Source organism: Fervidicoccus sp. SLHALR4, from assembly GCF_058692745.1.
Window position 1 is genome coordinate 523,410 of record NZ_CP182483.1, and the last position, 16,012, is coordinate 539,421.

Annotated in this window: 16 protein-coding genes; 10 read left to right on the forward strand and 6 right to left on the reverse strand. The window is 50.4% G+C overall.

Features of this window, described 5'->3' with window-relative positions:
* The 6 genes from ACLGLO_RS02745 to ACLGLO_RS02770 all read left to right on the forward strand — a co-directional run bounded on the left by ACLGLO_RS02745 (position 1) and on the right by ACLGLO_RS02770 (position 6,463).
* Positions 1-1,272, forward strand: a complete 1,272-nt coding sequence (locus ACLGLO_RS02745; RefSeq protein ID WP_492128871.1) for a metal-dependent hydrolase family protein — start codon at positions 1-3, stop codon at positions 1,270-1,272.
* A gap of 502 nt (positions 1,273-1,774) precedes the next feature.
* Complete coding sequence (locus tag ACLGLO_RS02750) at positions 1,775-3,127, forward strand: ABC transporter substrate-binding protein (protein ID WP_492128872.1); 1,353 nt, start codon at positions 1,775-1,777, stop codon at positions 3,125-3,127.
* Positions 3,128-3,159: 32 nt separating this feature from the next.
* Positions 3,160-4,029: a branched-chain amino acid ABC transporter permease gene (locus tag ACLGLO_RS02755; protein WP_492128873.1), complete on the forward strand. Its 870-nt coding sequence runs from the start codon at positions 3,160-3,162 to the stop codon at positions 4,027-4,029.
* 5 nt (positions 4,030-4,034) lie between these two features.
* Positions 4,035-4,994: a branched-chain amino acid ABC transporter permease gene (locus ACLGLO_RS02760; RefSeq protein WP_492128874.1), complete on the forward strand. Its 960-nt coding sequence runs from the start codon at positions 4,035-4,037 to the stop codon at positions 4,992-4,994.
* A gap of 7 nt (positions 4,995-5,001) precedes the next feature.
* Complete coding sequence (locus ACLGLO_RS02765) at positions 5,002-5,736, forward strand: ABC transporter ATP-binding protein (protein ID WP_492128875.1); 735 nt, start codon at positions 5,002-5,004, stop codon at positions 5,734-5,736.
* Between the two features lie 10 nt (positions 5,737-5,746).
* Entirely contained in the window at positions 5,747-6,463 is a 717-nt protein-coding gene (locus ACLGLO_RS02770; RefSeq protein ID WP_492128876.1) for an ABC transporter ATP-binding protein, read from the forward strand.
* 39 nt (positions 6,464-6,502) lie between these two features.
* Here ACLGLO_RS02770 and arcC read toward each other — a convergent pair whose 3' ends face one another.
* Both arcC and ACLGLO_RS02780 read right to left on the reverse strand, forming a co-directional pair.
* The gene (arcC, locus tag ACLGLO_RS02775; protein ID WP_492128877.1) at positions 6,503-7,465 is read right to left on the reverse strand and encodes a carbamate kinase; all 963 of its coding nucleotides are present in this window, start codon (positions 7,463-7,465) and stop codon (positions 6,503-6,505) included.
* 113 nt (positions 7,466-7,578) lie between these two features.
* Positions 7,579-7,815 carry a GNAT family N-acetyltransferase gene (locus ACLGLO_RS02780; RefSeq protein ID WP_492129121.1) on the reverse strand — a complete coding sequence of 79 codons (237 nt, stop codon included), beginning with the start codon at positions 7,813-7,815 and terminating at the stop codon, positions 7,579-7,581.
* 59 nt (positions 7,816-7,874) lie between these two features.
* Here ACLGLO_RS02780 and ACLGLO_RS02785 point away from each other — a divergent pair, with 59 nt between their 5' ends.
* From ACLGLO_RS02785 to ACLGLO_RS02795, 3 genes are all read left to right on the forward strand, one after another.
* Positions 7,875-8,519, forward strand: a complete 645-nt coding sequence (locus ACLGLO_RS02785; protein ID WP_492128878.1) for an IS607 family transposase — start codon at positions 7,875-7,877, stop codon at positions 8,517-8,519.
* Position 8,520: 1 nt separating this feature from the next.
* Positions 8,521-9,930 carry an RNA-guided endonuclease InsQ/TnpB family protein gene (locus ACLGLO_RS02790; RefSeq protein WP_492129122.1) on the forward strand — a complete coding sequence of 470 codons (1,410 nt, stop codon included), beginning with the start codon at positions 8,521-8,523 and terminating at the stop codon, positions 9,928-9,930.
* A 157-nt stretch (positions 9,931-10,087) separates the two neighbouring features.
* On the forward strand, positions 10,088-10,672 hold the full coding sequence (locus tag ACLGLO_RS02795) for a TFIIB-type zinc ribbon-containing protein (RefSeq protein WP_492128879.1): 585 nt from the start codon (positions 10,088-10,090) through the stop codon (positions 10,670-10,672).
* Here the strand turns inward: ACLGLO_RS02795 and tgtA are convergent.
* Positions 10,605-12,167 (reverse strand): tRNA guanosine(15) transglycosylase TgtA, encoded by a 1,563-nt coding sequence (tgtA, locus tag ACLGLO_RS02800; protein ID WP_492128880.1) that lies wholly within the window; start codon positions 12,165-12,167, stop codon positions 10,605-10,607. The genes ACLGLO_RS02795 and tgtA overlap by 68 nt on opposite strands.
* 19 nt (positions 12,168-12,186) lie before the next feature.
* On the reverse strand, positions 12,187-12,642 hold the full coding sequence (locus ACLGLO_RS02805; protein WP_492128881.1) for an Lsm family RNA-binding protein: 456 nt from the start codon (positions 12,640-12,642) through the stop codon (positions 12,187-12,189).
* Between the two features lie 157 nt (positions 12,643-12,799).
* Here ACLGLO_RS02805 and ACLGLO_RS02810 point away from each other — a divergent pair, with 157 nt between their 5' ends.
* On the forward strand, positions 12,800-13,273 hold the full coding sequence (locus ACLGLO_RS02810; RefSeq protein WP_492128882.1) for a DNA-directed RNA polymerase subunit G: 474 nt from the start codon (positions 12,800-12,802) through the stop codon (positions 13,271-13,273).
* A gap of 130 nt (positions 13,274-13,403) precedes the next feature.
* On the opposite strand, the gene ACLGLO_RS02815 is transcribed toward ACLGLO_RS02810, so the two are convergent.
* Both ACLGLO_RS02815 and asnB read right to left on the reverse strand, forming a co-directional pair.
* Positions 13,404-14,099 carry a sulfite exporter TauE/SafE family protein gene (locus tag ACLGLO_RS02815; protein ID WP_492128883.1) on the reverse strand — a complete coding sequence of 232 codons (696 nt, stop codon included), beginning with the start codon at positions 14,097-14,099 and terminating at the stop codon, positions 13,404-13,406.
* 46 nt (positions 14,100-14,145) lie between these two features.
* Complete coding sequence (gene asnB / locus ACLGLO_RS02820; protein ID WP_492128884.1) at positions 14,146-15,999, reverse strand: asparagine synthase (glutamine-hydrolyzing); 1,854 nt, start codon at positions 15,997-15,999, stop codon at positions 14,146-14,148.
* Positions 16,000-16,012 lie beyond the last annotated feature (13 nt).

Here is a 16,012-nt window from a genome sequence, read left to right on the forward strand (position 1 = left end):
ATGAACGGGAAGAAGGTCGTGCTGGAAAACGTGAGAATTTTTTCTCCAGACAGAACAGATCTAGTTGAGAATGGAAGGATAGTGGTCGAGGGAAGCAGAATAGTCTCAGCAGGAACCAGAGGAAGCGTCGATATCCCGCCCGACGCTCGAGTTGTAGACGGGATGGGGAGAGTAGCCCTTCCTGGCCTGATAGATGCACACCTCCACATAACCGGAATGAAGACGGGCGACAACGTCAAGGAACCACTGCTGACGCCGATGGGAGTCTTCTTTGCCAGGGGGGTGAAGGATCTCGAGAAGCTGATCAACGCAGGCTTCACCACAGTAGTTGATGCGGGAGGGATAGTTGCCCTCCACCTCAGGGAGGCAGTGAGGGAAGGGACAATTGCGGGTCCCAGAATTTACGCCGCAGGCTACGCGCTCTCCCCAACTTTCGGCCATGGTGATGTTCATTACCTCCCCATCGAATATGTGGATGCGAGGACCTCTAAGTTCATGAAGCCCCTCAAAGGCCTCATTTGCGATGGGGAGCCCGAGTGCAGGAAGGCGGCTAGGTATTCGCTAAGGGAAGGAGCGGACTTCATAAAGGTGATGGCGACCGGAGGAGTACTCTCCCAGAGGGACAGGCCGGAGTACAGACAGTTCACTCTCGAGGAACTGAAGGTGATCGTCGATGAGGCCAGAGCTGCGAGAAGGTTCGTTCACGCGCACGCTCAGGGAAAGGAAGGGATTATGAATGCGCTGAACGCTGGAGTCAAGGTGATCGCTCACGCCATATACATGGATGAGGAAGCAGCTCAGCTGGCAAAAGAAAAAGATGCTGTAGTGGTTCCAACCCTCTCGATTGTTCACAAGATACTCGAAGTCGGGGAGAGGGCTGGGATACCAGAGTGGGGGCTGAGGAAGTCCGAAGAAGTGTTCAAGGATCACGTTGAAAACGCCAGGAGGGCCAGAAATCTCGGAGTCAAGCTTGCTACAGGAACAGACTTCCTCGGAGGGTTCTTCCCCCACGGTGAAAACGCTATGGAGCTCAAGCTGTTCGTCGATAAGTTGGGGATGAGCCCCTCAGAGGCGATCAGAGCTGCAACTGAGACAGCTGCGGAGGTAGCTGGAATGAAGGGAGAGCTGGGGAGGCTCGAGAGTGGAATGATAGCGGACATTATTCTGGTCAGAGAAAACCCCCTCCTCAGCATAGATTCTCTGCTCAGAGCTGAGAACATTGAAATGGTGATGAAGGAAGGGGAGATAGTGAAGAATACCCTCCCACAGTGAGCCGAGTCAGTAGACTTTCATATCATAACCGAAAGCTCTTTTTAAAAAACGGGAATAGATTCCTCTGACCTCCTCCCTGCTCTGAAGGGAACCTTCGCCCTACAGGAGTTCACAGATTTCCCTCATCTGTTGAGGCTAACATCTGTTAGGAAAACCTCATCGCCCTTTCATTGCTAGCTAAATGCTAGACAAGCTTATGAGCTTTCCATCCCCTCATAAATAGCGAGGCTTTCAGCTGTAATTTTTGGAAGCCTAATGAAAGACTCAAGAGTCGTTCCAGTACTCCTTCGCCTCCATTTAAGAAACATTTAGCGCAGTTTCAATCGAAGAAAAGAAAATCAAACACGAGCCCTTCCAATGCTGATTATTAATTTTAAAAAATTTATCGAGATAAATAGAAATAAAATTTTTAAATAAGTGGAGGCAGAAAACATGATTTGATAGTTGTATCCTATAAGAGTGGGTGAAAATACTTATGGGAAAAAATAGAGCTGTCTCTTCTTTGGTTATAGTAGCTATCGTTGTCATCATCTTGGCTGTTGCTGCTGTCGGAATTTATTTGTCTACAAGAGGAGGAGCACCAAGCACAACTACCCCACCCGCAACATCGCCATCCCCCACCACATCTCCCGTCACGAAGACGAACACAACAGCATATCCAGCGCAGATATATATAGGCCTCGTAGAGCCGCTGACTGGAAGCTATGCAGTGTTCGGTCAGGAAGCGCAGCAGGCAGCTCAGCTCATAGTTGATATAATCAACAACGAGCTTGGCGGAGTCAAGTCGATGGGAGGAGCGAAGCTTGTTCTAGTTACAGAAGATGCTGGAGGCAGTCCAGACAGCGCAAGGCTGGCGGCTCAGAAGCTTATATCGACATACCACGTCCCCATTATTCTCGGAGCCTATGTCTCCAGATTCACACTAGCCATAGGTACAGTCACCGAGCAGAATAAAGTGATTCTGGTAACCGATGCCCTTGTCGACTCCCTAACACAGCAGGGATGGCAGTACATATTTAGAGTAGCGCCGAAGGCGAGTTCGCACGGAAAGGCTGCTGCGGACTTCGTTCTGGACATGGCAAAGAAGACGAACACAACGATAAAAACAGCGGTCGTCCTCAACGAAGACTCCATATTCGGAACGTCCGTTGCCAATGGAGCTGTCCTCGAGCTCGTCTCAAACGGCATCGAGATATCCTCACACATAACATATCCATATGACATCTCGGATGTCACCCCAATAATAAATCAGATAAAGCAGCTCAATGCCGACATCCTCATATCTGTGCCGTACTTCAACGATGGAGTGCTCCTCGCTAAGGCTATACAGGCAGCCGGCCTCAAGTTCGCATTCATAGCAGGAGCTGGAGCGTGTGGATACACGGACCCCGACTCCATAAAGGCCGCAGGCAACGCCGTCCTCTACTACACCAACACCTACAGCTACAACCCAGCCCGCCCAACCCAGTGGAACCAGAAAGTTGTTTCCATGTTTGAGCAGAGATACGGCAAGCTTCCCACAGAAGGAGCCGGCATAATCTTCTACTCCCTGATGACCGTCTATGAGGCACTGGAGCAGGCGGGAAAGATGTTTCCCAGCGACCCCCTCAATCCAGACCACTTGAGGGCAGCATTTCTCAGCCTGGATCTGAATGACGCGAACAGCATAGCGGCTCAGCTATATCCTTCAGGGCACATAAAGTTCGGACCAGACGGGGACAACCTCTATCCTCAGACAGCTATACTGCAGGTTCAGCTCGTCAATGGAAACCTGACCCCGGTGGTTGTCTGGCCGGAAGCGCAACCTGGGTTCTCTCCAGTGTTTCCCAGACCGGGCTGGGCTCCAACAAAGTAATTTTTTTTTTAAAAAAGAAGAGGGGTCTCGAAATGATCTCTCCGACGCTAGTGCTTCAGAACGTGGTTGACGGAGTATTTCTCGGCCTCTTCTATTCGCTTGTTGCCATGGGTCTGGCCCTAATATTCGGCGTCATGGACATAATAAACTTCGCTCATGGAGACCTCCTTATGCTGGCAGCGTACTTCGCATGGCTGTTTTCAACAGACCTCTCAGTAGACCCATCTTTCACAGCCCTTCTCCTGGTTCCCCTCTTTTTCCTTCTAGGATTGGGAATACACTACAGCATGATTCAACCCGTGCTCGGGAAGGAACCCCTCATACAAATAGCCGTAACGGTGGGGTTGGGTCTCATACTGCAGAACATAGCTCTGGCCATATTCAAGGCGGAGCCGAAGGCAGTCCCCCACTCCATTTTCAACTTCAGCTACTCCCTCGGGCCTTTAACTCTCTATACTTCGAAGCTGTTCATCGCAGCGCTCAGCATCCTCACGCTCTTTGCACTGAATCTCTTTCTGAACAGGACCTATTTGGGTCTGGCTATGAAGTCGACGGCTGAGAACAGGGAGGTGGCGCAGCTGATGGGCATAAACACGAAAGCGCTCTATGGACTGACATTTGGCCTGGGAACGGCCTTGATAGCGCTCTCTGCCTCCCTCTGGATGACCTTCGGCCAGGTGCAGCCCTACCTGGGAACATCGTTCAGCCTGGTATCTTGGGTCATAGTCGCGATGGCTGGCCTCGGAGGAATATCCGGTGTCCTATATTCGGGAATAATAGTTGGGCTGGCTGAATCTCTGGGAGGGCTCTTCCTCACCCCCTCGGCGAGAATGGCGGTTGTATACATAGTCTTCTTCCTGATACTCTGGTTCAGGCCGAGGGGGCTGTTCGGGAAGAGGTGACGAATTTGGCTCAGAAGAAGAGCATTGGCGGCCGAACTCTGGAAATTGTTGTGATGTTGGTAGCACTGGCAGCAGTCCCCATTGCGCTGAGGCAAAACGCCTATTACCAGCTCCTGGCCGCAACCGTCGTCCTCTTTTCCTCAATGGTAGCTACATGGAACATAATAGGGGGATTTGCAGGACAACTCGATCTTGGAGCTTATGCCTACATGGGAATTGGAGGGATCATCACGGCAGAACTCTGGATGAAGGCAGGGATCCCCCCAATCCTCGGCATATTTGCAGGAGGAGCCTCCTCCGCACTGATAGCAACTATCATAGGAATTCCAACATTCAGATTCGGGATAAAGGAAGTTTGGTACGCCCTCCTGACAGCCGCGCTGGTCGTGATATTCGGAAACATTTCCAGACTCATAATGGGGCCCTTCGACTACTACCTTCCTGCCAAAACAGGGGCACTTTACCTGAAGTTCACCAGCTACACTTCAATGTATGTTGTAGCTGCAGCATTTCTTGTGCTTGCTACAATCATCAACTTCGCAGTCGAGAGAAGCAAGATGGGTTACTACCTCAAGGCCATAAGAGAGGACGAGCTGGCAGCGGAGATGATCGGGATAGATACGAGGAGGTACAAGCTGTACGCCCTCCTGATTTACTCCTTCCTCCTCGGGATGATGGGGTACGTGTACATAGTCCTGGCAGCGAGCTTTTCCTACAGGATATTCGACAGCTCTGCCTCCCTTAGCATAGCGATTATGGGAATAATAGGAGGGCTCGGAAGCGCGGAGGGAGGGATAATTTCAGCTGTGATACTGAGATCCCTCGGAGAGTACTTCAGAAGCTCCTTCGGCGCCGTTCTCCCCGGTCTTGATCTCTTGCTCTACGGGACAATTCTAATAGCTGTCGGCATATTCCAGCCTGAGGGTCTCAGCAGCATAATCAACAGAATTGCGAAGAGGAGGTGAAGCTTGAGTGGGAGAAGCAGTCATATTAGAAACGAAAGGGATAGTTAAGAGATTCGGAGGTATAAGGGCCGTTGACGGGGTAAGCATAACAGTTGAAAGAGGAAAAATTGTTGGGCTGATAGGCCCGAACGGTGCTGGAAAGACAACGCTGTTCAACTGCATAACAGGAACCTACCCCCCAAATGAAGGCAAGATATTCTTCGAGGGGAAGGACATAACCGGCCTTCCCTCTCACAGAATAGCCAAGCTCGGCATAGCGAGAACTTGGCAGGTAGTGAGGCCTTTCAAGAAGATGACCGTCATTGATGCTGTGACGACCGGAGCCCTACTGAGGAGAAGCAGAATAGATGAGGCAAGAGAGATGGCCCGAGAGAGCGCTGCGTTCCTGGGCATCCCCGAAGACATTCTGAATAGAAGGGGGGAAGAAATAACCCTAATGCAGCACAAGCTCGTTGACCTGGCGAGGGCCCTGGCTACAGAGCCGAAGTTGCTCCTGATAGATGAGGTTGGGGCCGGACTGAGGCCGAGCGAGCTGAATGCTATGATGGAGGTGTTGCGCAGGATAAACAGGGAGAAGGGGATAACGTTAGTAGTTGTCGAGCACATAATGAGGCTGGTCATGGGGATAAGCGAAAAAATCATTGTGATGCATGAGGGAAGAGTGATAGCGGAGGGGAAGCCTGAGGAAGTCTCGAGCGATCCGCAAGTAGTCCAGGCTTACTTAGGCATCAGGCCTGTGTGAGGCGAACTAAATGGGAGGGGAGCTGGTTCTTTCGAATGTAACGGCGGGATACGGAGAATTCATAATATTGCACTCAGTTAGCCTCAGGGTTCCCGAGAAGAAAATAACTGCATTGATCGGCCCCAATGGTGCTGGGAAGACGACAATGCTCAAGACGATAATGGGTATGACTAGGCTGAGAGAGGGGAAAATTGAGCTTGGAGGAGAAGATATATCTATGCTCCCCACTCACAGGAGGGTAGAGCTCGGTATAACGCTTGTTCCAGAGGGGAGGGGACTCTTTCCGAGCTTAACGGTGAGGGAGAATCTAGCTATAGGAGCATATACAAAGAGAGCTAGAGAAAGGATCCAGGAATCAATGGAGATAGTCTTCTCTCTCTTCCCGAAGTTAAAGCAGAGGCTTGAGCAGAGAGCGGGAACTCTTTCGGGGGGAGAAGCCCAGATGCTCGCCATTGCAAGAGGCCTCATGAGCAGGCCGGAGATCCTGTTGCTCGATGAGCCGAGCCAGGGACTGGCCCCAGTTGTTGTAATTGAGCTCTTCCAGGCGATAGAAAGGCTCAACAGAGAGCTCGGCATAACTGTGCTTCTTGTCGAACAGCATGTTAAGGAATCTCTCGAGCTGGCGGAGACGGCCTATGTAATTGAGCAGGGAAGCATAGTCAGAGAAGGGCGGGGCCCAGACCTGCTCTCCGACCCATCACTGAAAAAGGCCTACCTTGTTTACTGAAGGTTTTTTCACAGCTTTTTCCAAATAAAGAAAAAAAGATCAGCCGGGAACGATCTTGGTCCCGCTCTTGCCTTCCAATATTTCCTTCAGCTTGTACAGATGCCCTATATACGCGGGCTTTCCTGTCCTCTCTGCGAACCTGATAGCTGCCTTCACCTTCGGCCCCATGCTGCCAGAGCCGAAGACGCCCTGCTCCAGGAGCTTCTTCGCTTCACTGGCCTTCAGCTCTCTGAGCAGCTTCTGATCGGGCTTTCCAAAGTTCAGATAAGCCCCTTCGACATCCGTCAGGATGATGAATACATCGGCCCCGACTACTGAAGCAAGGAGCTGGCCTCCCAAATCCTTATCTATGACGGCCTCCCTGCCGTAGACCCTTCCCTTCTCATCCTTCACTACAGGTATTCCTCCTCCTCCGCTCGCTATAACAATGAAGTTGTTCTCGTAGAGCAGCTTTATGGCCTCCTTTTCAATGTTGTCAACAACATCAGGAGATGGTACAACCCTCCTGAAGCCTCCTCTGGGATCCGGCTTTATGACCCACCCCTTTTCCTCCGCAAGCTTTTTAACCTCAGCCTCATCGTAGTAGTATGGCCCAACATATTTTGTAGGATTGTTCCAGGCCGGATCGTCCTTCCTGACCTCGACTTGGTTGACGAGGGTCACCACTCTGTACCTGTGGTCCAGGTTTTCCTCAATGAGAACGTTCTGTATGGCCTGCTGCAGCATGTATCCAATCCACCCCTGCGTCATGGCTCCAGCTATATCCATAGTGAGGGGAGGTATCCTTTCCTTGAGAGCCTCCATCCACTCGAGCACATTTCCAACCTGCGGCCCGTTCCCGTGAGTAACAACAACCTTGTATCCGCTCTTAACCAGGTCAACTATCTGTCTAGCAGCAGCATAGACGTTCTTCCACTGCTCTTCCACTGTTCCCTTCTCATTCTTCTGCAGGAAAGCGTTTCCTCCAAGGGCTATTACAACCAACTGTCCCTTTCCATCCAAATCTCGACACCACCAAATCCGATAATCCGTTTTCAAATGTTCGATTAAAAAAGCAATTCCTTCCTAAGTTTTTTAATTTTTCTACTAACAAATCTATTAATTACTGAAAGCTCTCATCCCCTCTCGAGAGCATGGTAATATTCGTAGAGAGACTTCATTTCACTGTCGCTCTTGCTCCTGAACCATTCAACCAAAACGTCCCTGTCTTCGGGGTGGGAGAGGAAGTAGTAGATGGAGTAGCTGCACACGGGCTCTATCTTGAGCCCTTCTCTCCTCGCCTTGTCAACAGCAGCTTTGAGCAGCTTTTCAGCGATCCCCCTTCCTCTGAAATCGCGAGGGGTGTAATGTATTGATTATTAGAAGAAAAATTTATAAGTATTGATATTCAGATATGTTCAGATAGATTAATATGAGCGATACAAGCGAACATCTGCTGAGGCCTAAAGAAGTTTGTCGAATCTTTGGCGTTAGCTATCCTACTCTTCGCAGATGGATTAAGGAGGGTAGGATTAGAGCTATTCAAACAGTTGGTGGTAAGTACCGCATTCCTGAAAGTGAAGTGAAGAGGTTGTTGAGCGGAGTAAAAGGCAAGGAAGTTAGGGCCATCATCTACGCTCGCGTCAGCTCTTCAGATCAAAAAACAGACCTTGAGAGACAGGTACAGTACCTCACACAGTACTGCTCAGCTAAAGGATACAGAGTAGTTGATGTTCTAAGCGATGTTGCAAGCGGGTTGAGCACAGAGCGGAGAGGTTTGCTGAAGCTGTTCGACTATGCAGTCAACAGGCAAGTGGATGTTGTAGTTGTTGCATATAAGGATAGGCTCACAAGGTTCGGCTTCGAGTATCTAGAGTACTTCTTCAAGCAACATGGTGTGAGGATAGAGTTTGTCCTTGGTGAGGAGCCTAAGGATGCCTATCAAGAACTTACAGAAGACTTGATAGCAATAGTAACACTTTTTGCAGGGAAGCTCTATGGAATGAGGAGCCACAGGAAGAAGAATCTCATCGAAGGCTTCAGGAAGCTCCTAGAAGAGGTTGAAAAGAGTGATTAGAATAACCAGGACTGTTGTTGTCAAGAGCATTAAACTTCCGAGAAAAACGTTCAGATTCTTTGTTGAGCTTGAAGGTATGTACAGAAACATGGTTGAACAACTAGCAGTCTATGCTGCTAGAAATGATATAAGCAGCTTCATCAGGCTTAAAGCATTGAAGTACCGCGAGATGAGGAGTATCTACCCTCATTTGCCATCTCACTACGCTTACACGGCATGCCAGGATGCTGCTGCTAGGGCTAAGAGCTTCCTCAAACTGAAAGAGGAGGGCCTTGCTAAGAGTGAAGTCCCAAAAGTTAGAAGGGTATCAATATGGTTAGACGACCACCTGTGGAAGCCAAATGGCTATACTTCTATAGAAATTGCTACTCACAAGGGATGGATACCCGTTGAAGTTGAGCCTCACAAGCAATTCTGGAAATATGTAAATAGGGGTTGGAGACTAGCTAGTGAAGTCAAGGTAAAGCTCGACAGGAGGAGCAGACAGCTAATAATATACTGGACCTTTGTTAGAGATGTTGAAGAGTACGAGCCAAAAGGATTCATCTCTGTAGATGTCAATGAGAATAACGTGGCAATACTGGACAATGGTGCTGCATATCTGCTTGAGACAAACACCAAGGATCTTGTCTTAGGATACTACTACCGAAAAAAGAAGGTTCAGGAGAAGTATGATAAAGCATATGGAACTAATTCGAGGACTAGGAGGAAGGTTCTGAGGAAGCTCAACGAGAAGCACAGGAAGAATGATGCCAGGTGGAAAATAGCGAACATAATTGTTAGAAATGCCTATAGGAAGCGGTATGCTATAGTGCTAGAAGAGCTGGGGGAGAACCCTACTGAAGGAATGATTAAGAAAATCAAAGACGAGCAGCTCAGGCACAGGATATTTCAAGCATCCTTCAGAGGAGTTCAGGAAGCCATAGCGGAGAAGGCAAAGGAGTACGGCGTTCCAGTGCTCTATGTGGATCCTAGGAATACATCGAGAACCTGTCCAGTACATAACTCAAGAATAATTTACAGAAACGGCTCTAGAATCGGGAGGTGCTCAAAAGGCGGAGAGCTGTGGCACAGAGATGTTGTGGCTGTATGGAACCTTCTGTTTAAAGCTATGCAGGGCGATGGGAGCAGTGCTCCAAGCCTAGGTGGTGCCCCAACTCTAGATGGGAGCCCCGTGCCGTTGGGCTCGACGGCCGCCCATGACCCCATAGGGATAGATAAGTCTCTGTGGGCGAGGTGGAACTCCCTAGATGTGACCATGAAAACATGTGATTGGAATGAGCATCTAGGGAGAAACGTGTGTAAGTATGAAGGAGCCTCATCGCATTCAGCTCTCTCAGCAGCTCGAACTGGAGCAGAGCCCTCTTGCTGCCGGGGAGCTCAATGTAGAAAGTCGAGTCCTCCAGCCTGACCTCCTCCATAATCGGCACCTGAATTCAGTTCATCTCCAAGAATAATATCGTTTCCATAAATATCGCGCAGGAAATTTCGAGGATCTCAGTCACCGCTCACAAAGCCCCCCGCATCCGAAAAATATAATGCAGCAACATTCAGAAGGACGATGAAACATGCTCAGATGCGAGATGTGCGGAGGAGAGCTCGTCTGGGACTACAGGACTGGGGATGTAATATGCAGCTCCTGCGGGGCAGTTGTCGACAGAATATATGTCGAGGAGAAAGCAAATCAAGCAGAGGAAAGGGTGGTTCGCATTGGGAGAAACGCTTCAACAGCACCCAAAACCTACCGCATGTTCCGTTCAGTATATAGGAGAATGAGCAGCGGAAGGAAGCTCACAATAAACAATGACAGCTTTCAGAGCTTCCTGAAGACCGGGAAGCACGTGGGGGTTCTGGAGCACCCCATAAACCAGGAGCTGAGAAGGATTCTGAGCTCGGATGAGGAACTAAGCATGATATTCAGAAAAATCGAGAGGAGCCACGCATTTTCGGGGAGGACCATGAGGGCTAAGGTTGCGGCTGCGATGATAATCAGATCCTACAGGCACGGGGGAGAGAAGGAGGTGAAGAGGGGTCTCGGAGAGATATCGAGACTTACGGGGCTCGGAAAGTGGCACCTCTACAGAATCACTGCTCTCCTCCTTCCTCGGCCTCCTTCAGAGGAAGCTCAGCGGAGCCGCAGGAGAGATCCCTGATTTCGAAGCTGCTGTTTAGAGCCTCAGCGAGCATGTTTTTCAGTGCTTCCATGAGGCGGGCGTGCTCCCTGCAGACTGTCAGCTCAACTCTCTCGTACATGTGGCCGAATTTTTTGAAATAGTTGAAAATGGCACGAGCTATTCTGTCCTGCTCCTCATCCCCCAGATATCTCTGGTACACCCCCTGTCCCGCAGGGGAGATGCCGGAGAGCTCGGAGGGCACTAAGCCGAGCACTGGAGCATAGTAGAGGACGTGGGAACCCTCATCTCTGCTCTTCGCATCGGGTACCCTGAAATATATCGGGAGCACCGAAGCTTTCCCGAACAGGGGAGGAGGAGTGTACTCGAACTCGATGAACCTCTTCAATCTGAAGATTCTCGGATTGTAGTTGCTGTCCTCTTCGAACATCAGAGAGCCCCTCGCCCCGCCCTTCACCCTAGGAGAGAAGAGCTCAATCCAAGACGAATGATCCTTCTCGATCTTTCTCAACAGAGAGAGCAGGCTCGGATGCCCCCTGGACATAGAGACCAGGAGCTCCCACAGTCTCCCCTCCCTTATAGCCTGCTTCGTTTCCGCAATTATCTTCCTAACGACGTGGAGGTTGTGCTCAGCGAGGAGAGCAGTTCTCTCTCCTGCATCCATTTCCCTCAGCTCCTTCGGCGTGTATCTCGAGCACACTGGGCAAGAGCAGGGGAAGTGCTCTATCCTTTCTATCTTCGCTGTCCCGTGCTCGGTCATGTACCTTCCGTCTCTGGCAAAGAGGATGTATGAGGCGGAGTCGAACAGATCCACACCCAAAGCAACAGCGAACGGTATTATCATGGGGTGGCCTGCGCCGAACAGGTGGAGAGGTCTGTCCCAGGGCAGCTGGGACCTCGCGGCCTTTATCATGTCTGCAACTACTTCGTAGCGGTATCTTTCCATGAACTTGGTAGGGCTCCCCAGCGCATATATATCGAAGCTCATCCCAGCGGACTCCCTCGCGCTCTTTTCCACGAGATCGGTGAATATCCCTCCCTGTATTGGAAGCACCCACAGCCTTCTGTCCCTGTCTATGACCTCCTCCGCTTCCCTGGCCCTCCTGAGAGTCTCCTCCACAGTCCACTCCGCGTGCTCCCGAGAAAGGGAATCGCCGGTCGGGACATCCAGTATAACTGCTATATCAGGATCCAGCATCTTCTCTATCTCTATGATCTCCCTGTTGCTCACCTCGACCTCTCCATACTGCAGAAGCTGGTAAGCTCCCGAGTCGGTCATAACTATGAAGTCCCTTGATCCGAGGAGATCGTGTATTCTCCCCCTCCATCCTCTCTTGTAAGCTAAATAAGCATTGGTTATGACAGCAGTGAAGCCGAGGCGCCTCATTTCCTCCAGGGAGAGCTCCTGCCTCGTGGGGTCGACTACTGGAAAAAGGTAGGGGGTCTCAATGGAGCCCCCCCTTGTCTTCAGCTCTCCGATCCTTCCAGCGAGGTCCCTCTCCACAATCTTCAGCAAGAGGCAACCCTTCTGAGCCCTAGGCCTTCGGCTGCACCGATTCCTTCTTCTTTCCTTCCATGTATTCTGTGAAGAGGCCGTATATCTTGTGGGCTAGCGGTCCGCTCCCCTCAACACCCTTTTCCGAGACCCTTATGGTGTTAAGAACAACGAGGATCCCCGCTTCAGGATAGGCCTTCACATCCGCCTCCCTTATGTTCAGCCTACTCACGACTATCCTCCCGAACTCTTCAGGATTGAAGAGGGGAGACTCTACAGCAGCGAGAACCTCCACGCTGTCGGCCATTATCAGCAAAACCGGGTGAATGGACTCACCGTCTTCGCTCGCCCCCTTAAGCAGCAAGTTGAGCCTCTCATCGAAGCCATAGAGAACTCCTTTCACAGTCTTTCCGTTTTTCAGCCTCACGACAACCTGCCTGTCCAGTAAGCTGTTGAGCTCGCTGATCATCCTCCTGCTCGCAGTTGAAACGCTCATTTTCAACACCCTCTAGCTTTCTGTCTCAAACGTTTATATTTTTCAGACGTGCTTTGAACTTAATAAAACTCACCTCTCCTCTGCACAATGAGCGGAGAGGTATTTTTGGAGCAGTTTAGCAGATGTGGGCTTTTGTTTTCATCTCATAACATGCTAGGTGCAAAACTATTTAACAGCTTATGTAGAACTCAATCTGAGGTTCAAGTTTCCAGGGGGCCATCAGCTTCCGCAGAAGTCCCACCTGAGGGTGATCAGGATGGCATCGCTGAAAATCGGTGAGCTCAAGGTATCAAGCACTCAGCCTTCGATTATACCATCAATCTTCGATGTGAAAGCTTCGTCTCCAAGCGGTACAGAACTCATATTTGAATATCACGAGGAAATGGATCTGAGCTATAGCATTGGAGAGGAAATACTCCTGAGGATATCAACGGAAAAAATTGAGCCATCGCAGTCAACGAGCCTCTGCGGGAAAGCTACCCTCTACAGCGTCAAGCAGAAGGACGGAAAGCTGGTGTATCTCTTCTCCGCGGGCGGGCTGATACTGAGGATTTCCTCTCCAGAACAGCTCAGCGGCCTCGAAATATCCGATGACTACTATTTCTGCATCGATAAGCCTGAGCTGAAATGAACTTCCAGAAAAGCCCATAGTGCATATCTAAAAAACATTCGCACTTGCCTTGAGAAGCGAAGCTTCCGCTCCTCAGTAAGACCTGTATATAACATAAAGGCCGACAGCAATCAAAACCAGCGCGAATATTTTAGTTAGAGTTCTCTTCGGCAGGCTCATCGAGAGCTTTGCTCCCCCCCCATCCTCCAGCTATTCCCCCCAAAATGAACAGCAGGGAGATGAAGATATTCAGCTGCCCGCTGATGTAGTACCTTATCGCTGTAACAAGACCGAATGTCCCGACGGAAAGCAGCGAGGTTCCTATGGCCCTTGAAATATCGAGTCCTCCAACGTACATTAGGGTCGGAGCTATGAGGAAGCCTCCACCTATTCCGAAGTAGCCGGAAGCAAATCCAACCGCTAAGGAGAAGAGGGAGAGCTTTGCATATGACAGCTTCCCTGTAGAAGCTTGAGGCCTCTTCAACATGTAGATGGCAACGAATATAATCAGAAATCCGAAGAGAAACAACAGCTTCTCTCCGGAAGTCATGAGGCCCAGCTGACTTCCCAAGAGCACCCCTGCTATGCCTACGATACTGAAGAGGATCCCTATCTTCAAATCGAAAGCTCTTTTCCTCGCATATGGTATTATGTTCAGAAAAGCGTTGATCGAGACAGAGAGGGCTGTAGTTCCTATTGCCATGTGAGGTTGGTTGAAGCCAACCAAGTATATGAGGAGCGGAATAGCAAGTATGGAACCACCTCCACCTATGAGTCCAAGGGAGAAGCCCACTATGGATCCTGAAAAAACCGAGAGCACCATCTGAACAGCACTCAACCCATCCACTGAACTGCGCCTCTTCAAGCAGCGAAACAATCTGTTTAAATCCTTTTTAATGCTTTCCAGAACCATTCTCGAAGTAAACCCTCATCCACAGCTCCGCGAACAGGACTCTCCAGAAGAGCCTCGCGTAGTCACCGCTCACCTTCCCCCCCTCAACTCTGTCCTTAAGCTCTTCAGCAGCGCTCTCCCTCAGCACCCCTGCTTCGACCAATTTTGAGCTCTCCATTAATGATGAGAACAGGCTCCTGAGCTCAAGCAGCCACCTCTTCTCTGGGGCTTGGAACCCGATCTTTTTCCTGCTCCACAGAATGTCATTGGGGAGCATTCCGCTGGCAGCCTTCCTGTGGATCCACTTTGTGTAGCCGTCCCTTATCTTCATGCTGCTCGGCATGGATAGCGAAAGTTCGGCTAGGACGTGGTTAACATAGGGGACCCTTATCTCTATGCTGTGAGCCATGCTGCTCCTGTCCTCTGTTCTCAGGATCTCCAGGAGCCTCCCGCTTGTCAAATCCCTCCTCAGCACCTCATTGAGCCGCTCGGCTCTTTCCTTCCCATTCCTGCTGCTTTCCAGCATTCTCAATGCATCCTCACTGAGCAACCTCTCAACAGCTCTTTTCCTGAGCCCCAAATAGACTCTCAATCCAAGCGAGAGCTTTTCCAGAATGTAGTCCCTGAGTTTCCAGGCTTCAGCCGCAGCTCTCAAAAGCCCTCTCTCTTTCAGAACCTCTTTCAGATATATTGGTATGTATGCGTGGTATCCGCCGAGCAGCTCATCCCCTCCCTGCCCATTGAGGAGGACCTTCAGCTCCTTCGAGCTTTCCCTAACCCTCCTCATCATCATCCAATGCAGTATGGAGCTGGGCCCCTCGGGGGGCTCCTCGAGGTAGTAGATCATCTTTTCCAACTCCTCTCTTTTGATATCAGCGCTGGAGACCTTAACCACCTCGAGGTTTTCCTCCAAGCCGAGGCTCTCAGCAACCCTCTTCGACCTCTCCAGCTCATCTATGTTTTCGTCATCAACAGAGACTGTGAATATTCTGAGGCTCCTCTCATCGAACCCCTTCTCCCTCAACCCCTCATCCAGCAGATTTTTTATGAACGCGAGGAGAGAAGACGAATCAACACCCCCGCTCAGTGCAACGGCAAGGGGGACATCCGTCCTCAGATGGAGCTTCACGCTCTCCTCGAAGGCTCTCCTCCATTCCTCAATTGCTCTTTCAACTCTCCACTCCTTCTCCTCGACCTTCAGCTCCCAATACCTGCTGAACTCGATCTTTTCACCATCTGTGCAGAACATCGATGCCGGTGGCACGGAGAACACACCTTCGAAGAAGGTCTCGCTTGAAGCTGGTCTGGTGAATGAAAGATACTCCGCAACCCTCTTCAGATTCGGCTTCAGCTCTGTAATTGCAGAGAAAGCCTTTATTTCGGAAGAAAAGTACATCGTCTCTCCTTTTCTCATGTAGTGGAGAGGCTTTATCCCAAACCTGTCTCTGGCTCCGCAGAGAACCCTCCTCTTTCCGTCGTAAACTAGAAGAGCAAACATTCCAGTGAACATCTTAAGCGCGTTCTCGAGGCCGTGCTCCGCAATGGCTTTGAGAGCCACCTCCGTGTCGCTGTCTCCGCTGAACGAGTACCCCTTCTGCTTCAGCACCATCCTCATCTCTCTGTAGTTATATATCTCACCGTTCAGCACTATAGCGAATTCCTCGTGCCGCATTGGCTGGTGGCCCAGCTCGCTCGTGTCAAGTATGGAAAGCCTTCTGTTCCCAAGCGCGACTTTGCCTTCCAGAAAGATTCCCTCGTCGTCTGGTCCCCTGTGCTTCATCAGATCCAGCATTTTCTTGAAAGAAGTAGCATCTATGCTCTCATTTTGCGATATGGCCCCCGCTATTCCGCACAAGCCCTCAGCAGCC